Source organism: Microbulbifer aestuariivivens (assembly GCF_039545115.1).
GTDB classification, from domain to species: domain Bacteria; phylum Pseudomonadota; class Gammaproteobacteria; order Pseudomonadales; family Cellvibrionaceae; genus Microbulbifer; species Microbulbifer aestuariivivens.
On sequence record NZ_BAABRT010000014.1, the window covers coordinates 1 to 24,296 of the forward strand.

General features: G+C 55.1%; 21 protein-coding genes and 3 tRNA genes. 1 reads left to right on the forward strand and 23 read right to left on the reverse strand.

Annotated elements, in window-relative coordinates; translation table 11 throughout:
* From ABEA58_RS09490 to uvrB, 14 genes are all read right to left on the reverse strand, one after another.
* On the reverse strand, positions 1-1,285 hold a 1,285-nt coding region (locus tag ABEA58_RS09490), incomplete at its 3' end, for a LamG domain-containing protein (protein WP_345550952.1).
* 17 nt (positions 1,286-1,302) lie between these two features.
* Positions 1,303-2,190, reverse strand: coding sequence for a transglutaminase-like domain-containing protein (locus tag ABEA58_RS09495; RefSeq protein WP_345550953.1), 888 nt, complete (start codon positions 2,188-2,190; stop codon positions 1,303-1,305).
* Positions 2,180-2,998, reverse strand: a complete 819-nt coding sequence (locus ABEA58_RS09500; RefSeq protein ID WP_345550955.1) for a hypothetical protein — start codon at positions 2,996-2,998, stop codon at positions 2,180-2,182. The genes ABEA58_RS09495 and ABEA58_RS09500 overlap by 11 nt, the downstream gene beginning before the upstream one ends.
* A 381-nt stretch (positions 2,999-3,379) precedes the next feature.
* Positions 3,380-3,456, reverse strand: a tRNA-Pro gene (locus tag ABEA58_RS09505).
* Between the two features lie 128 nt (positions 3,457-3,584).
* Positions 3,585-3,947 carry a MerR family transcriptional regulator gene (locus ABEA58_RS09510; RefSeq protein ID WP_345550957.1) on the reverse strand — a complete coding sequence of 121 codons (363 nt, stop codon included), beginning with the start codon at positions 3,945-3,947 and terminating at the stop codon, positions 3,585-3,587.
* The gene (gene ihfA / locus ABEA58_RS09515; RefSeq protein ID WP_345550959.1) at positions 3,925-4,233 is read right to left on the reverse strand and encodes an integration host factor subunit alpha; all 309 of its coding nucleotides are present in this window, start codon (positions 4,231-4,233) and stop codon (positions 3,925-3,927) included. Before ihfA ends, ABEA58_RS09510 begins: the two co-directional genes overlap by 23 nt.
* A gap of 130 nt (positions 4,234-4,363) precedes the next feature.
* Positions 4,364-6,736 carry a phenylalanine--tRNA ligase subunit beta gene (pheT, locus tag ABEA58_RS09520; RefSeq protein ID WP_345550961.1) on the reverse strand — a complete coding sequence of 791 codons (2,373 nt, stop codon included), beginning with the start codon at positions 6,734-6,736 and terminating at the stop codon, positions 4,364-4,366.
* Positions 6,737-6,841: 105 nt separating this feature from the next.
* On the reverse strand, positions 6,842-7,855 hold the full coding sequence (gene pheS / locus ABEA58_RS09525; protein WP_345550963.1) for a phenylalanine--tRNA ligase subunit alpha: 1,014 nt from the start codon (positions 7,853-7,855) through the stop codon (positions 6,842-6,844).
* 184 nt (positions 7,856-8,039) lie between these two features.
* Positions 8,040-8,399 carry a 50S ribosomal protein L20 gene (gene rplT / locus ABEA58_RS09530; protein WP_067080150.1) on the reverse strand — a complete coding sequence of 120 codons (360 nt, stop codon included), beginning with the start codon at positions 8,397-8,399 and terminating at the stop codon, positions 8,040-8,042.
* 36 nt (positions 8,400-8,435) lie between these two features.
* Positions 8,436-8,630 carry a 50S ribosomal protein L35 gene (gene rpmI / locus ABEA58_RS09535; protein WP_073271300.1) on the reverse strand — a complete coding sequence of 65 codons (195 nt, stop codon included), beginning with the start codon at positions 8,628-8,630 and terminating at the stop codon, positions 8,436-8,438.
* A 137-nt stretch (positions 8,631-8,767) separates the two neighbouring features.
* Entirely contained in the window at positions 8,768-9,322 is a 555-nt protein-coding gene (infC, locus tag ABEA58_RS09540; protein ID WP_425563529.1) for a translation initiation factor IF-3, read from the reverse strand.
* A 10-nt stretch (positions 9,323-9,332) separates the two neighbouring features.
* Complete coding sequence (gene thrS / locus ABEA58_RS09545; RefSeq protein ID WP_345550971.1) at positions 9,333-11,267, reverse strand: threonine--tRNA ligase; 1,935 nt, start codon at positions 11,265-11,267, stop codon at positions 9,333-9,335.
* Between the two features lie 134 nt (positions 11,268-11,401).
* A tRNA-Val gene (locus tag ABEA58_RS09550) sits at positions 11,402-11,478 on the reverse strand.
* Between the two features lie 152 nt (positions 11,479-11,630).
* Entirely contained in the window at positions 11,631-13,643 is a 2,013-nt protein-coding gene (uvrB, locus tag ABEA58_RS09555; protein ID WP_345550973.1) for an excinuclease ABC subunit UvrB, read from the reverse strand.
* A gap of 243 nt (positions 13,644-13,886) precedes the next feature.
* Here uvrB and ABEA58_RS09560 point away from each other — a divergent pair.
* Positions 13,887-13,962: transfer RNA gene (locus tag ABEA58_RS09560), tRNA-Asn, on the forward strand.
* Between the two features lie 250 nt (positions 13,963-14,212).
* On the opposite strand, the gene ABEA58_RS09565 is transcribed toward ABEA58_RS09560, so the two are convergent.
* The 9 genes from ABEA58_RS09565 to rpsA all read right to left on the reverse strand — a co-directional run bounded on the left by ABEA58_RS09565 (position 14,213) and on the right by rpsA (position 24,282).
* The gene (locus ABEA58_RS09565; RefSeq protein WP_345550975.1) at positions 14,213-16,168 is read right to left on the reverse strand and encodes a polysaccharide biosynthesis protein; all 1,956 of its coding nucleotides are present in this window, start codon (positions 16,166-16,168) and stop codon (positions 14,213-14,215) included.
* Positions 16,169-16,236: 68 nt separating this feature from the next.
* The gene (locus tag ABEA58_RS09570) at positions 16,237-17,139 is read right to left on the reverse strand and encodes an MraY family glycosyltransferase (protein WP_345550976.1); all 903 of its coding nucleotides are present in this window, start codon (positions 17,137-17,139) and stop codon (positions 16,237-16,239) included.
* Positions 17,136-18,062: an NAD-dependent epimerase/dehydratase family protein gene (locus ABEA58_RS09575; protein WP_345550978.1), complete on the reverse strand. Its 927-nt coding sequence runs from the start codon at positions 18,060-18,062 to the stop codon at positions 17,136-17,138. Before ABEA58_RS09575 ends, ABEA58_RS09570 begins: the two co-directional genes overlap by 4 nt.
* Before the next feature lie 1,251 nt (positions 18,063-19,313).
* Complete coding sequence (locus ABEA58_RS09580) at positions 19,314-19,622, reverse strand: ComEA family DNA-binding protein (protein ID WP_345550980.1); 309 nt, start codon at positions 19,620-19,622, stop codon at positions 19,314-19,316.
* A 137-nt stretch (positions 19,623-19,759) separates the two neighbouring features.
* The gene (gene pyrF, locus ABEA58_RS09585; RefSeq protein WP_345550981.1) at positions 19,760-20,467 is read right to left on the reverse strand and encodes an orotidine-5'-phosphate decarboxylase; all 708 of its coding nucleotides are present in this window, start codon (positions 20,465-20,467) and stop codon (positions 19,760-19,762) included.
* An 80-nt stretch (positions 20,468-20,547) separates the two neighbouring features.
* Entirely contained in the window at positions 20,548-21,741 is a 1,194-nt protein-coding gene (lapB, locus tag ABEA58_RS09590; protein WP_345550983.1) for a lipopolysaccharide assembly protein LapB, read from the reverse strand.
* Position 21,742: 1 nt separating this feature from the next.
* A complete protein-coding gene (locus tag ABEA58_RS09595) occupies positions 21,743-22,051 on the reverse strand; it encodes a LapA family protein (RefSeq protein WP_345550985.1) in 309 nt (102 codons plus the stop codon).
* A 100-nt stretch (positions 22,052-22,151) separates the two neighbouring features.
* Positions 22,152-22,460: an integration host factor subunit beta gene (ihfB, locus tag ABEA58_RS09600; protein ID WP_345550987.1), complete on the reverse strand. Its 309-nt coding sequence runs from the start codon at positions 22,458-22,460 to the stop codon at positions 22,152-22,154.
* A 142-nt stretch (positions 22,461-22,602) separates the two neighbouring features.
* On the reverse strand, positions 22,603-24,282 hold the full coding sequence (rpsA, locus tag ABEA58_RS09605) for a 30S ribosomal protein S1 (protein ID WP_345550989.1): 1,680 nt from the start codon (positions 24,280-24,282) through the stop codon (positions 22,603-22,605).
* Positions 24,283-24,296 lie beyond the last annotated feature (14 nt).

Sequence of the window (24,296 nt, forward strand, 5' to 3'; positions counted from 1 at the left end):
TTCCTTGTGCCGATAAGGAACCAGCTCCTGAAAGGGTATTCACTATCAGCCAAATAGAACCGCCACTTGTACCACCATATGAGCTTGGCTGGAGACCATCTGCCAGAATAGCGCCATCGATAACTGCCTGGTCCGCCTGCAGTTTGATGGCTCCGCCACCACGGGTGGAGCTGGGGGAACGGCCAAAAGTCGTCGGTTCTTCGAAGTTGCCATAGGTTGAATCGGCAGTGCTACCCGCCCCGGCACCACCATGGCTGGCTCCATAATTACTTGTAGAAGTAGCAGAAAATCCCCGGCCGCTCACACTGATTTTTGAATCAGAAGACAGCCTGAATAAGCCTTCGATACTAAGACTCAAACCAGCCTGATTGGAATGAGTTACATGACCGCCATTCACAATCTCCAGCCGCTTGAAATTATGCATGCCATCAATGGTTACAACCGCACCATCAACAACGATCTCTGCACCCTCATACTGCATATCCGATGCGGATATATAGCCATTCTCGCTGAACACCACCGGCTCCGGAGGCCTCTCAGCCCCACTTAGCGCGTAGTGTTCAGAGATCTCCGCTTCAGTGATTGCGCTATCAAATAAAAAGACTTCCGCCATATAACCATTGACACCATCCTTGATACTGTCACCGTCAGGAAGACCTCCAACAAATAGAGGCTCGGAACCAGGGGTAGGTGCCCCGATATAGGGCTGACTCTGAACCAAGACACCATTTTTATAGAGATTTAATACACTGCCTGTATAGGTAACTGCAATGTGATACCACTCACCAACCTCTAAAATTTCCGCATCACTGACAGCCGCAACTTGTGCACCATCATTAACCACAAATGCAAGGTGACCAGCCTCTTGTCGCCCAACATCAAATGTCTTTGACTGGCCGGCCAGGTGCAGACTGAAAACAGAGCTTCCCGCATCCCAGAGACCATGCTGCAGTAACACCTGCCTACCACCATGAACGCTTATATTCACCCAAATCTCAAGGGAAAACGCACCTAAAAATACAGGCAGAGTTTTATTCGTAGTGTAGAAGTAATTCCCTTGTTCGAAATTGACAGCAGGACCAAAATTCAGGCCGCTAGCGATGTATTTAGGTTGCCACTTAGAATTTAAATGGGGAGCATTATCCATCATGTCCCAGTAATACCCATCCTGAAACTCTGCCATGGGCCAATATGCCATTGGCTCAGTCGCAACAGCGGCAGCAGACTCTATCAACAGTAGCAGCGCAAATATTGTCGACCCGCCTCTAAATGAAAACCCTTTCACTTACTTAATCCTTCAACTTAAAGCATCTGCACAGTTAATCTCGAGTCATAGCTCATAAAGCGATGACTATTTTTTAGCCGAGAATTTCTGTCAAAATTAAAAAACGCGATATAAGAGCCATAGCCTGAGTCAAGGATGTCATTTTGCGCATCCGCGATTATCCAGCTGTCACCTCGCTTTAACTCAGCCCAATTATGATAATCGTCCGCCCGCAACCTTCCTGACTCTTCGAGTACAAATCCACCAATCAGCCGGGCAGGCACCTCTTGCGCTCGACTTATGGCCACAACGGCAGAAGAAAACTCGGTACAGTCACCCTTTTTCTCTGTAACCGCAAAATATGCGCCGCGATCTTCTGCGATATAGCCCACATCATCGACATTTCTGTACACCCATGAAACGGTATCAGCGATAAAATCTTTCTGACCAGCAAGATTTTCTGCCAATGATTTGATCTCAGGCGAGTCGGATTCAATATTTCGCTCTGGAGCGATGTAATCGCCCGCTGCTTGAAACTCTTGCGCATTTTCAGATAGTGCAATTTCAGCGGTAATACTGATGATCTCAGTGGAAAATGGGGGCAATTTTTCAATCGCAAACATCAAGGCTTGATTGCCCGACTCTTCTGCCACCAGTTCAAAGTCACGATTTGACCCAAGGCTCAATGTTCTCTGATAGGAGTTTTGCTTGACCGGTGCAAATATTTTTATCTGCGCGCTATCAATAACCTCTCCACTATCATTAGTCACAGAAAAGCTATAACGCAGCGTTTTATACCTAGTAAACTCTGAAATATTTTTTCGCTGCGAGCTGTTAATCATTCCAGCCAAGCCAGCAAGAATGATAAACCCGACAACAGACAAACAAATGGATGACCTGAAAAAGCCAGAAAATCTAATCGACACAGGCCACACCCTGAAGTTTGCCGTTCGCTTTCAGGGAGTTTATTCGCCCCATACTAAGCGCAGCATCAATAGCAGCCATCCCCCCTTGAACCGCATAAACTGGCACTTCACCTGAAAATTTAAAACTTCCCTTACGCTTATCCGCCACCACAAACACTGGCAAGTACTCATCAGCAGGGTATTGGGAGAGGGCGCTGTCAATAAACGACTGGGTAATCTGCCCCGATTCTGGGTAGAGGGCTTCAACACCATAACCCTTCAGTTTGTCTGCAATTAACTTATTCTCTGCGATTGTTACCGCTCCAAAATTTCTTGCCTCAATAAGAAACTCTTCTGGAGGCACGACAATTTGCACCTTTCCACTATTATTTGCAGGTGACCATATGCCTATCTTGGGTTTCACAAACCCATCAGCAATGAGATCTATACATAACTTAGTGAGCTCATAACGCTTATAGGGCTCTGCCACAACCAATAGCGATTGGCCTTTGAGAAAGCTTTTTTGCTTTAGTTGATAAGCGGGAAGATGAATGGAGTAGGCAGGGAAGATATCTGGTAACGAACCCCTGGAGATATTGATGATGGTTATTTTGCCTGATACTTGCGTATAAGGGACAAAGCAGGAATGAGAAACAATCGTACTATTTTGTATACGTGGTGTATCTACAGCTTTTTTAGCCTCAATAGAGCTAATCTCACTACGGGCTAAGCTTTCATCAATAGCTACGCCACCGCCAACTTCCGCACCCCCCATAGAAGAAAAAAAGTAAGCACTAACAGTTACTATTGATGTGACCATCCTTTTCACATCAACTACTCGTAATTTTTTAGTTATGAGTCTCTATTTCGGACTCAATGAAAATTTTTGCGATACTACGCAGTAAGCCGCAGTGAATCCACCTATAAATCGCTGCATTGATTACGCTGAGAACAAAGTCACACAATTAACCGAAATTATTTTATCCAAGTTTCGCGGAACTATTTTTTTGCCAAATTCCTCGAATCCGCTTATTTCTGGGCAAAAGCATTAACCTCCCTATCAAACGCCCAACTCCAGCAGCTCCCAATCGCCCAAAAGCTTAAGAACGCTCAGCTGATTAACCATCCCTCCTCATATGAGCTAAATTTCAGACACAAAAAAGCCCGCTCAAACGGCGGGCTTTTCTGTCGTTGATCAACAACGATTGAATGGTCGGAGTGGCCGGATTTGAACCGACGACCACCACACCCCCAGTGTGGTGCGCTACCAGGCTGCGCTACACTCCGACGAAGGGGAACCAAGCGGCTTAGGTTTTGCTAAGTCCTTGATTTTTAAGGCATCGCTTTGCGATGAGGCGCAAATCATACATCAGCTGACGGGGAATGCAAGCCCGGATCTGCACCGATTTTGAACTTTAGTTGGGAGCCTCCAGCAGTGCCAGCACACCCTCCAGTTCGGCGATCATCTCAGGCAGGACCTGCTGCAGCTGTACGCCCTGCACCTTTTCGGTACCGGACTCCATCTGCAGGCGGGCACCACCGATGGTGTAGCCCTCTTCGTACAGCAGTGCGCGAATCTGACGGATCAGGATAACGTCCTGATGCTGATAGTAGCGGCGGTTGCCACGACGCTTGACCGGGCTGAGCTGTGGGAATTCCTGTTCCCAGTAGCGCAGTACGTGGGGCTTCACCGCGCAAAGCTCACTGACTTCGCCAATGGTGAAGTAGCGCTTGCCAGGGATGGTTGGCAGTTCGCTATTGTTGCTCGCTTCCAGCATGCTCTTCTACTCGTGCCTTGAGTTTTTGTCCCGGTTTGAATGTCACTACACGCCGGGCGGAGATCGGGATCTCTTCGCCGGTCTTGGGGTTGCGTCCGGGACGCTGGCTTTTGTCCCGCAGATCGAAATTACCGAAGCCGGACAGTTTTACCTGCTCGTTATTTTCCAGCGCATTGCGGATTTCCTCGAAAAAAAATTCGACGATTTCCTTCGCTTCTCGCTTATTGAAACCCAGCTCTTCATACAACTTTTCGGCGAGCCCGGCCTTGGTCAGTGCCTCTGTCATTGGTTCCTACCAATACCTTCAGAGGCGTCGACTCCAGATCGGAAGCGGCCCAAACCGCGGCGGCTTTCAACCCGGTAGCAGACGCTCTCGGGGTGCCAGGCAACCTGCACCCCGGAGCGACATAGCCGGATCAGCGCAAGCTGGCGTTATATTGTTGTTCTAATTGTCGAACCACCGCATCGACTGCGGCATTGATTTCTTCGTCGTTAAGGGTGCGCGACGGATGCTGAAAGGTCAACCCCATGGCGACACTTTTTCTATTGAAATCAATGCCTTTGCCCTGATAGACGTCAAAAATGTTGAGGTCCGTCAAAGTTTCGCCAGCGGCTTCGGTGGCGGTTGCCACCATGCTGGCGGCCGGTACATCGGCGTCGATCAGCAGGGCCAGGTCGCGGCGCACTTCGGGGAAGCGCGACAGCGGCTGGAATGCGGGCAGTGCCGCTTCGCCGAGGGCGTCGAGGCTGAGCTCAAACAGGTAGGCGGCCTTGGGCAGTTCCAGTTGCTTCTGCAGCTGCGGGTGCAGCGCCCCCACTACGCCCAGGTCGCGGCCATCGCGGGTGATACGCGCGGTCTGGCCCGGGTGCAGGGCGCTGTGCTCGCCGGCCTGGAACTGGAATTCGACATTGCCGAAGTGGGCAAGCAGCGCTTCCACGTCACCTTTGATGTCATAGAAGTCCACGGTGTCTTTGCCGCCGGTCCAGCTTTCACCTTCGCGGCCGCCGTAGATCAGGCCGGCGATCATGGGCTCCTGGCGCAGTTCGTCGCCCGGCACAAAGCGCAGGCCGGTTTCAAACAGGCGCACACGGCTCTGCTGACGGTTGAGGTTGTACTGCAGCGCTTTGCACAAGCCGGGCATGAGGCTGGTGCGCATTACCGCCAGATCGGCACTGATGGGGTTCTGCAGGGCCACCGGCTCGGCCTTGGGGTCGAAAAGCGCGGCGGAGGCGCGGTCGATAAAGCTGAAGGTGATGGCTTCGTGGTAACCGCGGGCCAGCAGGGTCTGCTCCAACGCCTCGAGGGCAACACGGGATTCTTTCTGCGGCACGATATCGAGGGCGGCGCTGAAGCTGATGCTGGGGATGCGGTTGTAGCCATACACTCGGGCCAGCTCTTCCAGCAGGTCGGCCTCGATGGCGAGATCGAAACGGAAGCTGGGCACGAGGAAGGTCCAACCCTCGCTGTCTTCGCCGATCTTCTGCAGGCCGAGACGGGTGAGGATATCGACGATTTCGTCATCGCCGATCTCGACGCCCAGTCCGGCGGCAACACGGGCGCGGCGCAGGGTGATGTGGCGCTCTGCCGGCATGGCCTCTTCCAGCTCACGCAGGTGCACTGGGCCCGGTTCGCCACCGACGATGTCTAACAACAGCTGGGTGGCGCGCTCGACGGCCTGCTCCTGCAGGCGATAGTCGACGCCGCGCTCGAAGCGGTGGGAGGAGTCGGTGTGCAGGCCGTATGAGCGGGCCTTGCCGGCGATGGCCAGCGGATTGAAGAAGGCGCTCTCGAGGAAGATGTCGCGGGTGTTTACAGAGACTGCGGACTCTTCCCCACCCATGATGCCGGCTATGGCCAGGGGCTTTTTCTCGTCGGCGATCAGCAGGGTGCCGTCTTTCAGCTCCACTTCCTGACCGTCCAGCAGTGTGAGCTTTTCGCCCGGTGCAGCGAGGCGCACTTTGATGCCTCCTTCCAGTTTGGCCAGATCGAAGGCGTGCATGGGCTGGCCCAGTTCCAGCAGAACATAGTTGGTGACATCCACCACCGGGTCGATACTGCGCAGGCCACTGCGGCGCAGGCGCTCCTGCATCCACAGCGGAGTCTGGGCACTGATATCAATATTGCGGATGACCCGGCCCACGTAACGGGGGCAGGCATCGCCCGCCATCAGGGATACCGGCAGGCTGTCGTTATGGCTGGCGGCAACCGGGGAGATTTCCGGGCCCTGTACCGCACAGCGGTTGAGTACGCCCACTTCGCGCGCGATGCCGGCGATACCCAGGCAGTCGGAGCGGTTGGGGGTCAGGTCCACCTCGATGATTTCGTCATCAAGGCCGAGGTATTCACGCAGGTCCTGCCCGGTGGGGGCATCAGCCGGCAATTCCCAGATACCGTCGCTGTCTTCACCAAGTTCCAGCTCGGTCTGGGCGCAGAGCATGCCGAAGCTCTCAACACCGCGCAGCTTGGCTTTTTTGATCTTGAAGTCGCCGGGCAGTTGCGCGCCTACCAGCGCGAATGGAATCTTGATACCGACACGGGCATTGGGCGCGCCACAGACCACCTGCATCTCGCCTTGCGGGTGGCCGGCCACTTTGCATACCCGCAACTTGTCTGCGTCGGGATGCTGTTCACAGGCGATGATTTCACCAACAACCACGCCGGAGAAGTCACCGGCGACGTTTTCGACCCCATCCACTTCCAGTCCGGCCATGGTGATCTGGTCGGCCAGTTCCTGCGCGGTCAGTTGTGGGCTGACCCATTCCCGCAGCCAGGCATTACTGAATTTCATAATCGATCTCTTTCTCTTATTTCCATAAGCGCCGGTGGTTCACTTTGGCGGCGCCGCGCCACCCGGGTGTACGGGCCGCGCTTCAGTAGTCATTCGGTTTTCGCGTCAGAACTGCTTCAGGAAGCGCAGGTCGTTATCGAAGAACAGGCGCAGGTCGTTGACGCCATAGCGCAGCATGGCAAGGCGCTCCACGCCCATGCCGAAGGCAAAGCCGGAATAGGTTTCGCTGTCGATATCGCAGGAGGCAAACACGTTAGGATGCACCATGCCGCATCCCATCACCTCCAGCCAGCCGGTACCGGAGCACACACGGCAGCCGTCACCACCGCAGGCGGTGCACTGGATATCCACTTCCGCCGACGGCTCGGTAAAGGGGAAGTAGGACGGGCGGAAGCGCACGGGCACATCGGCCTCGAAGAAGGCTTTGAGGAACTGATCCACACAGCCCTTCAGGTGCGCAAAGCTCACGTCTTTGTCCACCACCAGACCTTCCACCTGATGGAACATCGGGGAGTGCGTTACGTCTGAATCACAGCGGTAGACACGCCCGGGGCAGATAATGCGAATGGGCGGCGCGGTCTTCTCCATGGTACGGATCTGCACCGGGGAGGTGTGGGTGCGCAGCACCGTGGACGGGTCGATATAAAAAGTATCGTGCATGGCCCGCGCGGGGTGATGCGCGGGAATATTGAGGGCTTCGAAGTTGTGGTAGTCGTCCTCAATCTCCGGCCCCTCTTCCACGGAGAAACCGAGGCGCACGAACAGTTTTTCAATACGGCGCAGTGTGCGGGTTACCGGGTGCGCACTGCCCTGCGCTTCTCCACGGCCCGGCAGGGTCACGTCGATGGTTTCTTCTGCCAACTTGGTGGCGATGGCGGCTTCTTCCAGGGCGGCGCGGCGCGCGTTGATCTGTTCCTGCACCTGCTGCTTGGCTTCATTGATCTTGGCGCCGGCGGCGGGACGCTCTTCCGGGGAGAGCTTGCCCAACCCTTTCAGCAGTGCAGTCAGGTGGCCTTTTTTGCCCAGGTAATCCACGCGTACCTGGTCCAGTGCCGGCAGGCCTTCCGCCTGCTCCACCAGCGCCAGTGCCTGTTCGGTGAGGGACTGCAAATCTTGCATGGAGTCGTTTCCGTCTAGATAAATACGTTCTTTTTAGCGGGTGCCCTGGCCTGTGTGCCGGGACTGAGTGGCGCCTCTCGCGCTCAAGCGGGGAGCGGCACCTGAAATCGTATAAAAAAATAGGGAAGGACTTTACAGCCCTTCCCTATCTTTAATGGCGCTCAGTCTTTCAACTGAAGACGACTTAAGCTGCCAGGGCTGCCTTGGCTTTTTCCACTACGGCAGCGAAAGCGGCTTTGTCGTAGACAGCCAGGTCGGCCAGGACGCGACGGTCCAGGGCGATGTCGGCTTTCTTCAGACCGGCGATCAGGCGGCTGTAACTCAGGCCTTCGGCGCGGGACTGTGCGTTGATACGGGTGATCCACAGCTGACGGAAGTTACGCTTCTTGACACGACGGTCGCGGTAAGCGTACTGACCAGCTTTGATAACGGCCTGCTTGGCAACGCGAAATACGCGTGAACGCGCACCGTAGTAGCCTTTGGCCTGCTTCAGAATCTTCTTGTGACGACGACGCGCCTCTACACCACGTTTAACACGGGCCATAACTGTATCCTCTTAACTCTTTGCGAATGGAGCCAATTACTTGGCGCGCAGCATACGATCGACCAGGGTGGCATCAGACTTGTTCATGGTCTGGGTACCGCGCAGCTGACGCTTACGCTTGGTGGTCATCTTGGTGAGGATGTGGCTCTTGTTGGCGTGCTTGTGCTTGTAGCCCGCAGCCGTCTTTTTGAAGCGCTTGGCAGCGCCACTGTGCGTCTTTGCTTTCGGCATTTTGTACTCCAGTAGTGAATATTGCCCCTGGGGGCTTTCGTTAAATACCGCCGGCTATACCGGCGGTTTATGAGAGTGAGGAGGCAGCCGTCGCCCAATCACTTCTCCGAGCAGGTCCGGAAATCGCTTTCCGTCCCTTACTTCTTCTTTTTGCTGGGCGCGATCACCATGATCATCTGGCGGCCTTCCATCTTCGGCCGCTGCTCCACCACGCCCAGCTCTTCCAGATCTTTCTCGATGCGCTGCATCATTTCCATGCCCAGCTCCTGGTGGGCCATCTCACGGCCGCGGAAGCGCAGGGAAATTTTCGCCTTGTCGCCAGCCTCCAGGAAGCGGGTCAGGTTGCGCAGCTTGATCTGGTAGTCCCCGATATCAGTACCGGGGCGGAATTTCATTTCCTTGATCTGCTGCTGCTTCTGTTTCTTCTTGGCAGCATTTTTGGCCTTCTTGGCTTCAAAAATGTGCTTTCCGTAGTCCATGATCTTACAGACTATCGGATCTGAATCCGGTGCGATTTCAACGAGATCCAGACTGGCCTGCTGAGCCAGATCCAGCGCTTCATCTAGGGAAACTATTCCCACCTGTTCGCCGTCGGCGCCAATCAGGCGTACCTGTGATGCCTCAATCTGATCATTAATGCGGGCCTTCTTGGACCGTCCCTTGCTGTCTCGTTTAATAGCTATCGTCTCCAGTTACCAATAATCAATCGCGAGAATCTGCAATAGCAGCGCGGCCGCGGCGGCTGACATCCTGCTCAAGGATCTCGAGGAACGACTCGAAGGTCATGGTTCCAAGGTCCTCTCCGCTGCGTGTCCGCACGGCGACCGTTTGATTCTCGACTTCCTTATCGCCGATGACCAGCAGATAAGGTACACGCTGAAGCGTGTGCTCGCGGATTTTAAAGCCGATCTTCTCGTTTCTCAAGTCGGCTGTGGCACGGTAGTTCAACGCGCCGAGATGTTGCTCCAGATCGCGGCAGTAATCCGCCTGTCGATCGGTGATATTCAGCACCGCCACCTGCCGTGGGGCCAGCCAGGTGGGGAAGGCGCCCTCGTAGTTCTCAATCAGGATGCCGATGAAGCGCTCGAAGGAGCCCAGCGCCGCGCGGTGCAGCATTACCGGGGTCTGACGGGAGCCGTCTTCCGCCACATACTGGGCGTCCAGGCGACCCGGCATGGAGAAATCCACCTGAATGGTGCCACACTGCCATACCCGGCCCAGGCAATCTTTCAGGGAGAATTCGATCTTGGGTCCATAGAAGGCTCCCTCTCCCGGCAACTCTTCCCACGGCAGGCCGGCGGCATTGAGGGCATCCGCCAGTGCTTTTTCCGCCTTGTCCCAACTCTCATCGGAGCCTACCCGCTGCTCCGGGCGGGTGGAGAGGCGGTAGATCACCTCCTCAAAACCGAAATCCTTGTATACGGCGTGCAACAGGTCCATAAAATCGGAAACTTCCGACTGGATCTGCTCTTCGGTGCAGAAGATATGGCCATCGTCCTGCACAAAACCGCGCACGCGCATCAGGCCATGCAGGGAACCGGAAGGCTCGCTGCGGTGACAGGAACCAAACTCCGCCAGGCGCAGGGGCAGATCGCGGTAGCTGCGCAGGCCCTGATTAAACACCTGCACATGACAGGGGCAGTTCATGGGCTTGATGGCGAACTGGCGCTCCTCGCTGACCAGCGAGAACATGTCGTCACCAAACTTGTCCGCATGCCCGGACTTCTCCCACAGACTGAAGTCCACCAACTGCGGCGTCTTGATCTCTTTGTAGCCGGCTTTGCGCTGGCGCTCGCGCATGTACTGCTCGATGGTACTGTAGATAGTCCAGCCATTGGGGTGCCAGAACACCATGCCCGGCGCCTCTTCCTGAATATGGAACAGGTCAAACTTCTTCGCCAGCTTGCGGTGGTCGCGTTTCTCCGCCTCTTCGATGCGGTGCAGGTAGGCCTTGAGGTCTTTCTTGTTGCCCCAGGCAGTGCCGTATACGCGAGTCAGCATCTCGTTGCTGGCATCGCCGCGCCAGTAGGCGCCAGCCACCTTGGTAAGCTTGAAGGCTTTCAGGCGCCCGGTGGAGGGGACGTGCGGACCGCGGCAGAGATCCTCGAAATCCCCCTGCAGATACAGGGAAATATCCTGATCGGAGGGAATATCGGCGATGATCTGCGCCTTGTACTCCTCACCCATATCACGGAAGTATTTAACCGCTTCGTCGCGGGGCATCAGACGGCGGCTGACCGGGATATCCTGCTTGGCCAACTCCTCCATGCGCTTTTCAATTTTCTCCAGATCTTCCGGAGTAAATTGACGCTCGTAGGCGAAATCGTAGTAGAAGCCGTCCTCGATCACAGGACCGATGGTGACCTGGGCGCCCGGATACAACTGCTTGACCGCCTGGGCCAACAGGTGCGCGGTGGAGTGACGGATGATCTCCAGACCTTCCGGCTGACGGTCGGTGATAATCGCCAGCTCCGCGTCCTTTTCGATCAGGTAGCTGGTATCGACCTCTTTGCCGTCCACCACGCCTCCGAGTGCAGCCTTGGCGAGACCCGGGCCGATATCAGCGGCCACATCGTGGACAGTAACAGCTTCGGAAAAAACGCGATGAGAACCATCGGGAAGAGTAACAACGGGCATTGTACGTCCTTCTATCAGTGGCGATCCCTACGAAAGACCGCTTGATTAACTGCCCGAAGGAAAGTCTGCCTTGCGGGCAGTGGCTCAGCCTGTGAGCCAGAAAAAAACCCGGCGCGTTGCGCCGGGCAAGAATTTGGTAGACCCGAGCAGATTTGAACTGCTGACCTCTGCCATGTCAAGGCAGCGCTCTAACCAACTGAGCTACGGGTCTAAAGGCTTGCAGCGGGAGCACCCTGCTGCAGAGGACGCGAACTTTAGCACCCGTTTTCAGTGTTTTCAACAACTTAGTAACCCCCGGCAATAAAAAATCCGAGGCCGCTACAAACGATCACTCGAGCGGCCAGCGGGTGCGGATTACACCTGCTATTGCACTCCTTCTTTCAGCTTGGTGATCACGTCGCGCAGCTTGGCCGCCTCTTCGAATTCGAGGTTCTTGGCGTGGTTATACATCTGCTGCTCCAGGGCTTCGACTTTGGCCCAGCGTTCTTTATCGGACAGCGGTTCGGACTGGACACTGTAGGCTCCCTGCCCCTCGGCCACTTTGCGCCGCCCGCGAGCAGGCACGCCGGGGGCGATGGCCCCCTCCAGAATATCCGCCACGCTCTTGCGGATACCCTTCGGCGTAATGCCGTGTTCTTTATTATGGGCCAACTGCTTGTCGCGACGGCGCTGAGTCTCGTCCAGTGCGCGGCGCATGGAATCGGTAACTTTGTCGGCATAGAGAATCGCACGCCCCTCCAGGTTTCGCGCCGCACGGCCGATGGTCTGGATCAGGGAGCGGTCGGAGCGCAGGAATCCCTCTTTATCGGCATCGAAAATAGCCACAAGCGCCACTTCCGGCATGTCCAAGCCCTCGCGCAGCAGGTTGATGCCCACCAGTACGTCAAACTCGCCAATCCGCAGGTCGCGAATGATTTCCACCCGCTCCACCGTATCGATATCCGAGTGCAAGTAGCGCACCCGCACGCCGTTCTCGCTCAGGTACTCCGTCAGGTCTTCCGCCATGCGCTTGGTCAGCACGGTGATCAGAACCCGCTGCCCGGCCTCCACTGAGCGGTGGATTTCCGACAGGCAGTCATCCACCTGAGTGGAAGCGGGCCGCACCTCCACAATCGGATCCACCAGCCCGGTGGGCCTGACCACCTGCTCCACAACCGCACCCGCGTGGGCAGCCTCATAGGGGCCCGGTGTGGCGGACACGAAGATTGCCTGCGGCGCCAGCTTTTCCCACTCCTCAAACTTGAGCGGCCGGTTGTCCAGGGCCGAGGGCAGGCGAAAGCCGTACTCCACCAGTGTTTCCTTGCGCGAGCGGTCACCCCGGTACATGCCGCCGATCTGCGGCACGGTGACATGGCTCTCGTCAATGAACAGCAGGGAGTCGTGAGGAAAGTAGTCAAACAAGGTGGGCGGCGGCTGGCCGGGGTCGCGTCCAGACAGGTAGCGGGAATAGTTCTCCACCCCGTTGCAGTAGCCCAGCTCCTGCATCATCTCCAAGTCGTATTTGGTGCGCTGCTCCAGCCGTTGCGCCTCGACCAATTTGTCGTTATCCCGCAGCTGCTTGAGCCGACCGCGCAACTCCTCCTTGATCTGGTCGATGGCGCTGACCACTGTCTCCCGCGGCGTTACATAGTGGGACTTGGGGAAGATGGTAATGCGCGGAACCTTTCTCAGCACCTCTCCAGTCAGCGGGTCGAACAGGGTCAGCTCTTCGATTTCCTCATCGAACAGTGAAACCCTTACCGCTTCCAGATCGGAATCGGCGGGATAGATGTCGATCACATCACCGCGGACGCGATAAGTCGCCCGCCGGAAATCGGTATCGTTGCGCGTGTACTGGAGCTCCGCCAAGCGGCGCAAAATCGTGCGCTGATCCACCAGGTCGCCGCGATCCAGATGCAGAACCATTTTCAGGTACTTGTCCGGATCGCCGAGGCCGTAAATGGCGGAGACCGTGGCAACCACGATGACGTCCCTGCGCTCAATCAGCGCCTTGGTGGCGGACAGGCGCATCTGCTCGATATGCTCGTTGACCGAGGCGTCCTTCTCGATAAAGGTGTCCGAGGAGGGAACATAGGCTTCCGGCTGGTAATAGTCGTAGTAGGAGACGAAGTACTCGACTGCATTCTTTGGAAAGAACTCTTTGAACTCCCCATACAACTGCGCCGCCAGGGTTTTGTTATGAGCCATCACAATCGCCGGACGCTGCAGGCGCTCGATGACATTGGCCATAGTGAAGGTTTTCCCTGATCCGGTCACACCCAGCAAGGTCTGGTGGCTGAGACCATCTTCAACCCCCTCCACCAACGCCTCGATTGCGGCCGGCTGGTCACCGGCAGGTTCATATTTGCTGGCCACCTGAAACGGGCGCGACTCCATAGACTTCCACCACTTGTAATCCCGAAAGCAATCGAGGATTGTAGGCCCTGCTCTATAGAGCGACAAACCCGCCCCTGCAGATCAAGCCTGCATTCGAGGTTGAATTGGCTGCCTTTTTGATCAAGTCGCTCAAAAAAAGTAATGCCTGACAAATCAATAAGTTAAAGTGCAAAAAAGGGGTTGACGACCCTGGGGGCCGCCTATAATATACGCGCCATCTGAACGGCACAGCCGATTAGAAATTCCGCCTTAGCTCAGTTGGTAGAGCAAATGACTGTTAATCATTGGGTCGCTGGTTCGAGCCCAGCAGGCGGAGCCAAATAGCAAAAAGGCCCCTCAACGAAAGTTGAGGGGCCTTTTTCATATCTACGGGTAAGCCTGTTGATCAAGTGACACTTAGAGCACCTGCGTACACCTGCCCTGCCATCCCTCCAAATTCAGTGGTAGACCAATATTCCCTGCCACCATTCAGAAACATTTTTCCCACTCCAGGCAGTCATCCCAAAGTCAGCAGCAACGAAAACCCGCTTGGAGCCATGCAGGAGCTTTTTGCATCCATGATGGCTATATCAACCCACCTCGACCTTCGGTCCAACCGTTAGGCGCTCCACCTGCCCTCCGCGAAGTAGCGCCTGGGGCTGCCGCTTCTGAGCCCAGACCGCATCAAACAGCTGCTGCCTTGGCGCATAGTCCCTCACCGCAGTGCGCAAAATACGATGAACCTCTTCACAATCGTGACGGGAGCATGCCTGACGCAACTCAGTGATTAGCAAATACAGTTGCTCAGAACTGAGACGCTCCTCATCGGCGCGCATAATCATGGGATGGTCCGTATCGGCAACGTTGTCGCCCAACAATAGCTCTTCACAAAGCTTTTCACCGGGCCGAAGGCCGGTAATCTGAATTTCGATATCCCCGTCCGGACTATCATCGCCTCTAACTGTATGGCCCATGATCTGTACGAGCCGACAGGCAAGATCGTAAATGCGCACCGGCTCGCCCATATCCAGCACAAATACCTCACCGTTTCGACCCATGCTGCCGGCCTGCAATACCAGCTGGGCGGCCTCGGGAATCGTCATAAAGTAGCGGGTGACTTTGGGATGGGTGACCGTCACAGGGCCACCAGCATTGATCTGATCAGTAAACAGCGGAATGACTGAGCCTGAGGACCCAAGCACATTACCGAACCGAACCATGCACACCCGAGTGCGCCCAAAACGGCGACCGAAGTCCTGACAGATCAGCTCAGCGAAGCGTTTTGTCGCCCCCATAACATTAGTGGGGCGTACCGCCTTATCCGTGGAAATGAGCACAAACTGCTCCACCCCAGACGCCTCAGCAGCCTCCAGCACTGCCAAAGTACCCAGAATATTGTTTTCGGCTCCAAGAACCACATTCCGCTCAACCAGTGGTACATGCTTATAAGCGGCAGCGTGATAGATAGTCTGAACCGAGAAACTCTCTATGACCTCCGCCATCCTTGCGCGGTCGCGCACATCGCCCAGCAGAGCCGTTACTGGGACCTGCAGTGCCTCATCCTGCTGCACCTGAAAAAGCTCACGCTCGATCTGGTAGATCGCGAACTCAGAAGACTCGACCAGTACCAGGTGAGCTGGGGACCACTGGATAATCTGACGACACAGCTCAGATCCAATTGAACCGCCAGCCCCTGTTACCAGCACCACCTTGCCACTAATAGAGGAGGCGATAAGAGAACTCTGCGGCTCGACCGGCGCACGCCCCAGGACATTTTCATAAATCTGCGAAACATCATCCGAGCCTCGACCTGCCCCATCAACCAGCTCCTCCAAGCCTGGAATCACCTTCACGACCAGCCCTAGGTCACGAAGCCCTTTGGCAATTTCGCGCCGGCGCCGCTTGGGCACACCCGGCATAGCCAAGAGAACCTCGGCGATCCCTCCTTCGGTAACAACCTCAACAATTTCACCCGGGTTGTGCACTAACACCCCGTCGATCAGGGTATTCTGCTTAGAAGCATTGTCATCAAAGAAGGCAACCGGCTTATAAATCTCCCCATGCGCCAGCGCCTTATAGAGCTGCAAACCTGCAGTACCCGCACCATAGATCGCCACGCGGGTCTTGTGAATTTCCAACGCCCTCTGGTAATAGACCCGCACCAACCAGCGGGAGCCACCAACAGCGATGAGAGCGAAACACCAGTAGATAACCGGAACCGAACGAGGCACTCCGGCATAGGTGAGATAGGAAGCCACCGCCAACACAATCGCAGATGCGGTTACCCCCTGAACCACAGCCAGCAATGCTTGCTGCCCCATATACCGAATCACCGTGCGGTAGAGACCGAGACGAAGGAAGATAAGACTGCTTGTACCGAGAGTAAAAATCAGACAGAGAAACACTTCTCTCTCAAAAAGCTGGGAAGAGCTACTCCATCGGATAACCATTGCGGAAGCAAAGGCAAGAGCCAATACGAGCAGGTCGAAACAAAGCATTAAGACTTGCTTGTAATTATTCTTTACAGCGGGCCAGGGTCGCTTCACCACCCCTCCTCTTGAGTTATCCTTAACTCCACCCCTGTACAACGGAGTCCATATCCGGCAAGGCCTATTCAGGCCAGCCCCGCCGCCACAAGCGCCAGCCCCAAAGTCGAAGCTAGCGTCATAACGATGATTTCCGATAACAGCGTGCGCCGCACACCAAAACGCAGTGCCCCTCGCTGGTACCAGTGCTCCCGATGCCCCTCCCACCAACGCTTCCCCTGCAGCATTCGCCTCAACAGAGTTGCGGTTGCATCAGACCAGAACGGCGCAAATATGATGAGTGGCAGCACTACACCAAATGCACCCTGCTGCCAGCCAAACAAACCAACAGAAAACACCGTGAAGCCCAGAGTGGTTGACCCGACATCCCCAAGAAAAATGCGAGCGGGCGGCCAGTTAAATCGCAAGAACACCAATACACAGACGACCAATACCGCGCAGATGCCAGCCAACTCGATATGCCCCCTCCAGGCACTCACCAGCCCAAGTATAGTCAATCCAAAAAAGGCCATGCTGCCGGCGAATCCATCCATACCATCCATGAAGTTATAAAGATTAATCACCCACACACCCCCAACCAGCAATAGCGGATACCACCACCAGCTTAAGGATCTCGGGAGTGCCGCAAGCAGCAGGGATACAACCCCGATATGCACAACAAGTCGGATACACACTGAAAGGTTACGAATATCATCCAGAGCAGAAACCACAACCAGCAATAAAAATGCCGTCACTACAAGTGGGGCGAAGGACGCCGGACTCGCAGCCAGAGCAGACACTGCACCGACAATTACAGCCCAGCCACCCGTGCGTGGTACTGGTACCGTGTGGAGTGACCGCTGATTGGGAACATCCAGTGCAAACTCAAACAGGCTGGAAAGCAACAAAAACAGCACTCCACCACTCACAGCCACTGCTAATACAACAGAGAGCCCCCAAGCAACCAAAACTGACGCATCAATATCTGTCACGCACTGGCCCGTAAATAATCTAGATACCGCGTACGCGGCTTCCAGTTAACGGCTCCACGAAGACGCGCCGCGCTATAAAGCTCGCAGCTCTCTATTTCAAGGATACGTCGAATTATCGGCATCCGCCCTAGCGGGCGTAGCGGTGAAAGTAAGCAACGAGTTAACAGATGGCTTGAGCGAACTTGGCGCCCACTGAGGACAGAAGCAATAGCTGCCACATCGTAGAAATAAGGCTCTGCAGCGATATAGACCTGGCGATCGCAACTAGCCTCGCCAGACACCGCCAAAATAGCCGCTACCAGATCCCCGATATGTACCATTGCCCGCCTTCCACTGGCAGGTAAAACCACACGACTAAGCCCCAAAAATCTTAGCAGCGGCTGCAACTTTCTGTTGAGACCACAAACGGGTTCTTTATTTACATTGCAGCCATAGACTGTGGCCGGCCGAATAACATTGACCCGACAATACCCACTGAAAGAAAGAAGTTTCTGCTCTGCAAGCCATTTGCTGCGACCATAGGTGTCAACGGCAGGCTGACCTGTACCCTCACAGGCAACAATACCGGTGGGTGGGGTTCGCGCTTTCACGCTCGAAAGGTATGTAAAAGAGTCCACCCTCGCAGCATCCGCTGCGCGCAATAGCAGCAAAGGAGAGTCGCAATTGAGAAATTGGGCCAACTGCGGCGAAAACTCACAGGCTTTTCGGCTGGCAAGCCCGGCGGCGTAAACCACCTTATCCCCAGCCTGGAACAAGCTTTCGAGGTCGGTATCCGTTGCCATATTGATAGTGCGGTGTTCGCAACCATTTGGACCACTGACTGCACGGGATACCGAAACCACAGCTTCTCTCTCGGAGACAAGCTGTGAACATAAGGCTGAACCAATATATCCCGTCCCCCCAAAAACCACCCATCGCGCCATTTGAATGCTACCCCCTCATTGAGGTGGATCGTCAAAATAGGGCACCGGCCAACGCTCTAAAGAAAAAACGTCAACTGGGAACTGCAGCCCATCAGCTTGAAATAACTGCAAAAACTCCAACTAATCTGGTGAAATTTTCACTAAAAGATAACGTATCCAGAGAGGCTTAAACTTCCCCCCCCATAAAACCGGATTTCACAAGCGGATCTCCTTTGAGCAATAACTTTTAGATTTCTGCTCAAGCTGATCCGTTTGGATAATAAATTTCACTCCGCTAGGCAATGGACTCCATTTATCTGTACAAAAAACACAGGGCTTTCTGCTGACAAAGCTACGGTTAACCAACCCGCCACAGAAACCATGAACTCTAACTCTCAACCTCTAATCCATAGATCGAGAAAATTGAGCGAAAAACGAAAATCAACCTGAGCAATCTCATGCGGTCTAACCAAACAACTTCTGAGACGGAAATGTTTCATTTTGATAATTCTCTTCTACCCCTAAATCACAGCGCTCTCAACTTAACCGACGGTTCGTCAACTTTCGGCATAGCAGGCTGACACAGTCAATCTAAAAACCAAATGTCGCGCTATACCACTCAACCGCCATTCTCGTTTTTGCGCCTAGGTACTGGCAACGAAAACCCCAAGGTCAAGGCGAAATATTGTTTCCTCTTTAAATGCAGTATCACCAGAAAACATGGCTAACCTTGTAAATCATTCCCGCGCCAAAACCGCCCCCCCTAAAGGAAAGCGGCTGGAATTAAAGAACGAGCCATCTGTGACTAGCTTGTTGAATATAGTAGCTCACGTGCCAGCAAGTGCGAGGAAGTGAGATTATGGCGCGTGGATTATGCTGCCCTTAATTCACGCAGATGGTGTGAGTTATTAGCAAAGAAGTCTAAATTCCTAAAACTAACGAATATAGCTGGAATCTGAAACCGCCCTGTAACGCTATAACGAAAGATTTCAGGATCAAAGCCTTTATTGCCATCTCAAAGCATGCAGTTCCAACGAAGGCATAGGCTTCACTTATCCGGCACGGACGGTGAATTGGCATGCCGTACCACCGAGGACGGCTTGACCAAGCAGAGGATGTTGAGAGCGGGGAAATTGAACCTATGTGAGGAAAAGATGGTGGCTAGCTTTTGAGCCAGGCCCTCGCCGCCGATAAAAAGGCCAGCTCAAAATCAGGCTGGCCTTATGACTGAAAACTGTGGCTTAATCGTAATTGACCACAACCTCTTTCAACCTAAAGCTGGATACGTGCACGATTCTTATCAAGTGTCGCCGTGCCCACACCCTTCACTTCAAGCAGCTGCTCAATTGAAGTAAAAGGGCCGAACTCCTGCCGATACTCGACAATTTCCTTGGCTCGCACGGCGCCAATACCCACCAGTTTTTCTGCCAACTCTTCCGCGGAGGCGCTGTTGACATTAACGGTGACAGTGGATATCTGCACATCTTTTACTGACACATCCTCAGCCGAAGCCCCGGCGGCGCTCAGGACGAGAAAGAGTGCGGCGATGATGGCGATAAGAGGTAAACGAATAGTCTTCATAAGCTTGCTCCCACTAACGTTTCGGTGCGTTATTTTCACTCGGGACTGCTTTTACTTCCCCAAGCGGAACCACTTTATCAGGTTGACCTCCCACCAGGGGTGACTATCGATTACACGTCATTACATTCCATTTCAGCTCAGCGCCCAATCTCCGCGAGGATTTTTTTCAGGGCCAACGCGGGATCCTGCGCGGCTGTTATGGGGCGCCCGACAACCAGATAGGAAGAACCCAGCTCCAGTGCCTGGGCCGGAGTCACGATCCGGCGCTGGTCATCCGCTGCAGAACCGGAGGGGCGGATCCCCGGGGTCACCAGTGCAAAATCTTCGCCACACTCGTGACGGAGGGCTGCCGCCTCCTGTGCTGAGCACACCACCCCATCCAAGCCGCAGCTCTTCGCCAGCGATGCCAGCGCCAATACCTGCTCCTGCAGTGAACGGGTTACACCGGTTTCAAGCAGTTCTTCCGGCGCAGTGCTGGTCAGGATCGTCACGCCGATTAACAGCGGCCTAGTTTCACCGTAGGGCGCCAGAGCCTCGACCGCCGCCTTCATCATCCGCGCACCGCCACTGGCATGCACATTCACCATCCAGACACCCAGTTCTGCAGCGGCCCGCACTGCGGCGGCAACGGTATTGGGAATATCGTGAAATTTGAGATCGAGGAAAACCTCAAATCCTCTGGCAACCAGCTGCCGCACCACATTCGGCCCAGCGATTGTGAACAGCTCCTTGCCAACTTTGACGCGACAGAGTGATGGATCGAGCCTGTCTGCCATCGCCAGAGCGGCCTCAGCGCTGTCGTAATCCAATGCAACAATGACCGGTGATGAGACTTTATCTTGCAAGGGGTTCCCTCTGTATGCTGTGAAATATATGCAGTGGAGTAAAGCGGCTCGGGAAACGAAAAAGGCAGCAGCAAACGCTCCTACTCGCCCTCTATGCCTTTGACCGAACGAACGGTGTCCCAGCTCTTACAACTGGGACACAACCAGTGAAGCTGGTTACCGGAGAAACCACAGTTACCGCAACGGTAATGCGGGCGCGCGGCAATCAACTGGTCAACCAGTGTCTTCAGCAACGCGAGATTCTCCCGGGCCCTTCCCTGAGTACTGTCGAGATGGAGATTGAGAAAATAGCCCAGCCCACGAAGCGACGGGCGCAGGGCCAAATATTTACCCATGAAAGCTGCCGCCTCCACGTCACTGCGCTGCAGCTGGATACGCTCGGTAAGAGCGATCAGCACACTATTAAATGGGTGCTCGCGGAGTAGGGACTCCAGATAGGTATCCAAACCCGTCTCATCACCTACCGCCTCGTAACAGGTCATCAGGAGAGGGAGGATCTCCGGGGTATAGTCGGGATTTTGCCGAGGAATTCTCTGCAGAGCTCTTATAGCCTCTTTGGGCCGACCTAGCTGATACTCGAGCCGGGCCCATAACAGATTTGCACGCGCTGAAGTGCGGTCATAGCCCAGGGCTGAGTCAATATGCTTGCGCGCACTGAGGTAATCCCTGCCGGCGATAGACTCCTCGGCCAGCTCGCAACAAAAGTGTGCCTGTACCGGCGCCCATTCCGAGGGCAAGCGCTTGAAACGGCGCCCGTGTAGAAGATTTACGGCATGAATAGCCTTGGACCACTCCCTTTCATCCCGGTACACCTCAACCAGATGCTCCAGGCTGGTATTGCGCAATTCCGATGAAGCCTCAACCAGCTCCTGCAGCAGTCTTTCAGCCCGGTCCAGCCAGCCTGCAGCAATGTAATCCCGGGCCAGCTCCAACTGTGCCTTTTGCTGGCTGGCCACGGCGAGACTGGGTCGCGCGAGCAGATTCTGGTGTACACGAATGGCCTGATCGTGCTCCCCGCGCTTGCGCAACAGATTACCCAGCGCCAAATGTGTATCAAAAGTGGCGCTAGTAACTTCGAGTGAATCGATAAACTTGTCGATGGCATCGCCATGACTGTCATGGAGAAGGTAATTCAGCCCCTGGGCATAAGAATTGGCCAGCGACTGCTGCTGCTCGCTGGTATCACGCCTCTTTTTCTTTACGCTCCTGCGGCCGAGGAGCCAGCCTATGGCTATTGCGGCAAGCAGGAAGAAGAAGAAAGTCAGATCGGCCAAGTTAGTCTCCGGAGACCTTGCGACGCACCGTGTAGAGCTCCTGTTCAGTCCGATCCAGCTTTTTTTCGAGCCTGTGAGCCCGCCGGCGCTCGCCATAGAGCGGCAGCAGGCTGACGATGAAACCGAGCAGAACGCCTGCAAGGAGTGCGCCTATCAGCCAGAAACCGACGCTGCCCTCAGGCAAGGCGCGGCCGATCAAGCTGGGCGTGATGAGTTGCGGGTTATCAACCGCAAAATAGACGCCGATGGCGATGCAGAGAAGGGCCAACACACCATAAATGAGGCGCAACAACCAACGTAAGAAAGACAAGGTCAACCTCCACCTGCAGGAAGGAGTGATTCTCTTAGAACTGTAGACCGACCAGAACCGATAGCGGGCCGGCGGCCACGCAGGCCAATGGGCCCCCGCTTCACGCTTCTGTTACCGTCTCGTCTTGCATGCTCCGGTTTACCCGGTCACGCAACTCTTTTCCCGGCTTGAAGTGCGGCACAAATTTGCCCGCTAGCTGCACGGCATCCCCGGTTTTGGGATTGCGGCCGGTGCGCGGAGCCCGGTAGTGCAGGGAAAAACTGCCAAAGCCGCGGATCTCGATACGCTCCCCCTCGGAGAGAGCATCCGACATGGAATCCAACATCACTTTGACCGCCAGCTCCACATCCCTCACTGGCAGCTGATCGAGCCTCAACGCGATCCTTTCGATCAGTTCGGACTTGGTCATGCGCCCTGCAACCTTATGTAAGTCATTGATTATTCTGCAGTAGAGCGGCAATCATCTAATAGAAAGCCGGACTGGGCAACCCCAGTCCGGCTTTCAAGTTGCCCCAGGCAATCAACCCGGGGCATCTAACAACAAGAGACTATCAGTCCTTGTTGTTCATCTGGGCCTTGATCAGGTCACCGATAGTAGCCGGCTGAACCTGTTCAGACTGCTTCTTACTGTGATCCTTGATAGCCTGCTTCTCGTCGTCCTGATCCTTGGCTTTGATGGAGAGGCTGATCACGCGGTTCTTGCGATCCACGCTGGTGATCTTGGTCTCTACCTCTTCGCCTTCTTTCAGAACATTGCGGGCATCTTCAACCTTGTCACGGCTGATTTCGGAAGCGCGCAGTACACCCTCCACTTCATCCGCCAGGGTGATGACTGCCTGCTTGGCGTCAACTTCCTTGACAGTACCGGTTACGATAGTGCCGCGGTCATTGGTGGCCACATAGTCAGTGAACGGATCGGATTCCAGCTGCTTGATACCCAGGGAGATACGCTCGCGGTCGGAGTCGATACCGAGGATAACTGTCTCAATCTCGTCGCCCTTCTTGAATTTGCGCACGGCTTCTTCGCCGGCTTCATTCCAGGAGATGTCGGACAGGTGCACCAGACCATCGATGCTGCCGTCGAGACCGATAAAGATACCAAAGTCGGTGATGGACTTGATCTTACCGGAGATCTTGTCGCCCTTGGCGTACTTACGTGCGAAGGCATCCCACGGATTTTCCTGGCACTGCTTGATACCCAGGGAGATACGACGACGCTCTTCGTCGATATCCAGAATCATTACCTCGACCTCGTCGCCAACAGACACGACTTTGGACGGGTGGATGTTCTTGTTGGTCCAGTCCATTTCGGACACGTGCACCAGGCCTTCCACACCCTCTTCCAGCTCGGCGAAACAGCCGTAGTCGGTCAGGTTGGTGATGGTTGCCTTGACGCGGCTGTTCTCGGGGTAGCGCTGCTTGATGGAGACCCACGGATCTTCGCCCAGCTGCTTCAGACCCAGGGATACACGGCTGCGCTCGCGATCGAACTTCAGGACTTTAACGTCGATTTCATCGCCAACATTCACGATTTCGCTCGGATGCTTGATGCGCTTCCAGGCCATATCGGTGATGTGCAGCAGGCCGTCGATGCCGCCCAGATCCACGAATGCACCGTAGTCGGTCAGATTCTTGACGATACCCTTGATCGCCATACCTTCCTGCAGGCTGGCCAGCAGAGCTTCGCGCTCTTCGCTGTTGGCAGCTTCCATCACGGCGCGACGGGATACCACAACGTTGTTGCGCTTGGCGTCCAGCTTGATGACCTTGAACTCGAGCTCTTTGCCTTCCAGGTGCGCGGTATCGCGAACCGGACGAACGTCAACCAGGGAGCCCGGCAGGAACGCGCGGATGTTGGCGACGTCGACAGTGAAGCCACCCTTAACCTTACCGCTGATAACACCCTTGACCACTTCGTCAGCGGCGTGGGCAGCGTCCAGAATCTTCCAGGATTCAGCGCGCTTGGCCTTCTCGCGGGACAGACGGGTTTCACCGAAACCGTCTTCGACGGCTTCCAGGGCTACCTGCACTTCGTCACCCACTTGCAGGTTTACTTCCCCGTTTTCATCCAGGAACTGGGAAGCGGGGATAACGCCTTCAGACTTCAGGCCCGCGTGAACGGTCACCCAGTCTTTATCCACGTCGATTACCACACCGGTCACGATGGAACCGGGGGCCATCTCTACGCTTTTCAGGCTCTCTTCAAATAATTCAGCAAAGCTCTCGCTCATTACATTACCTATTT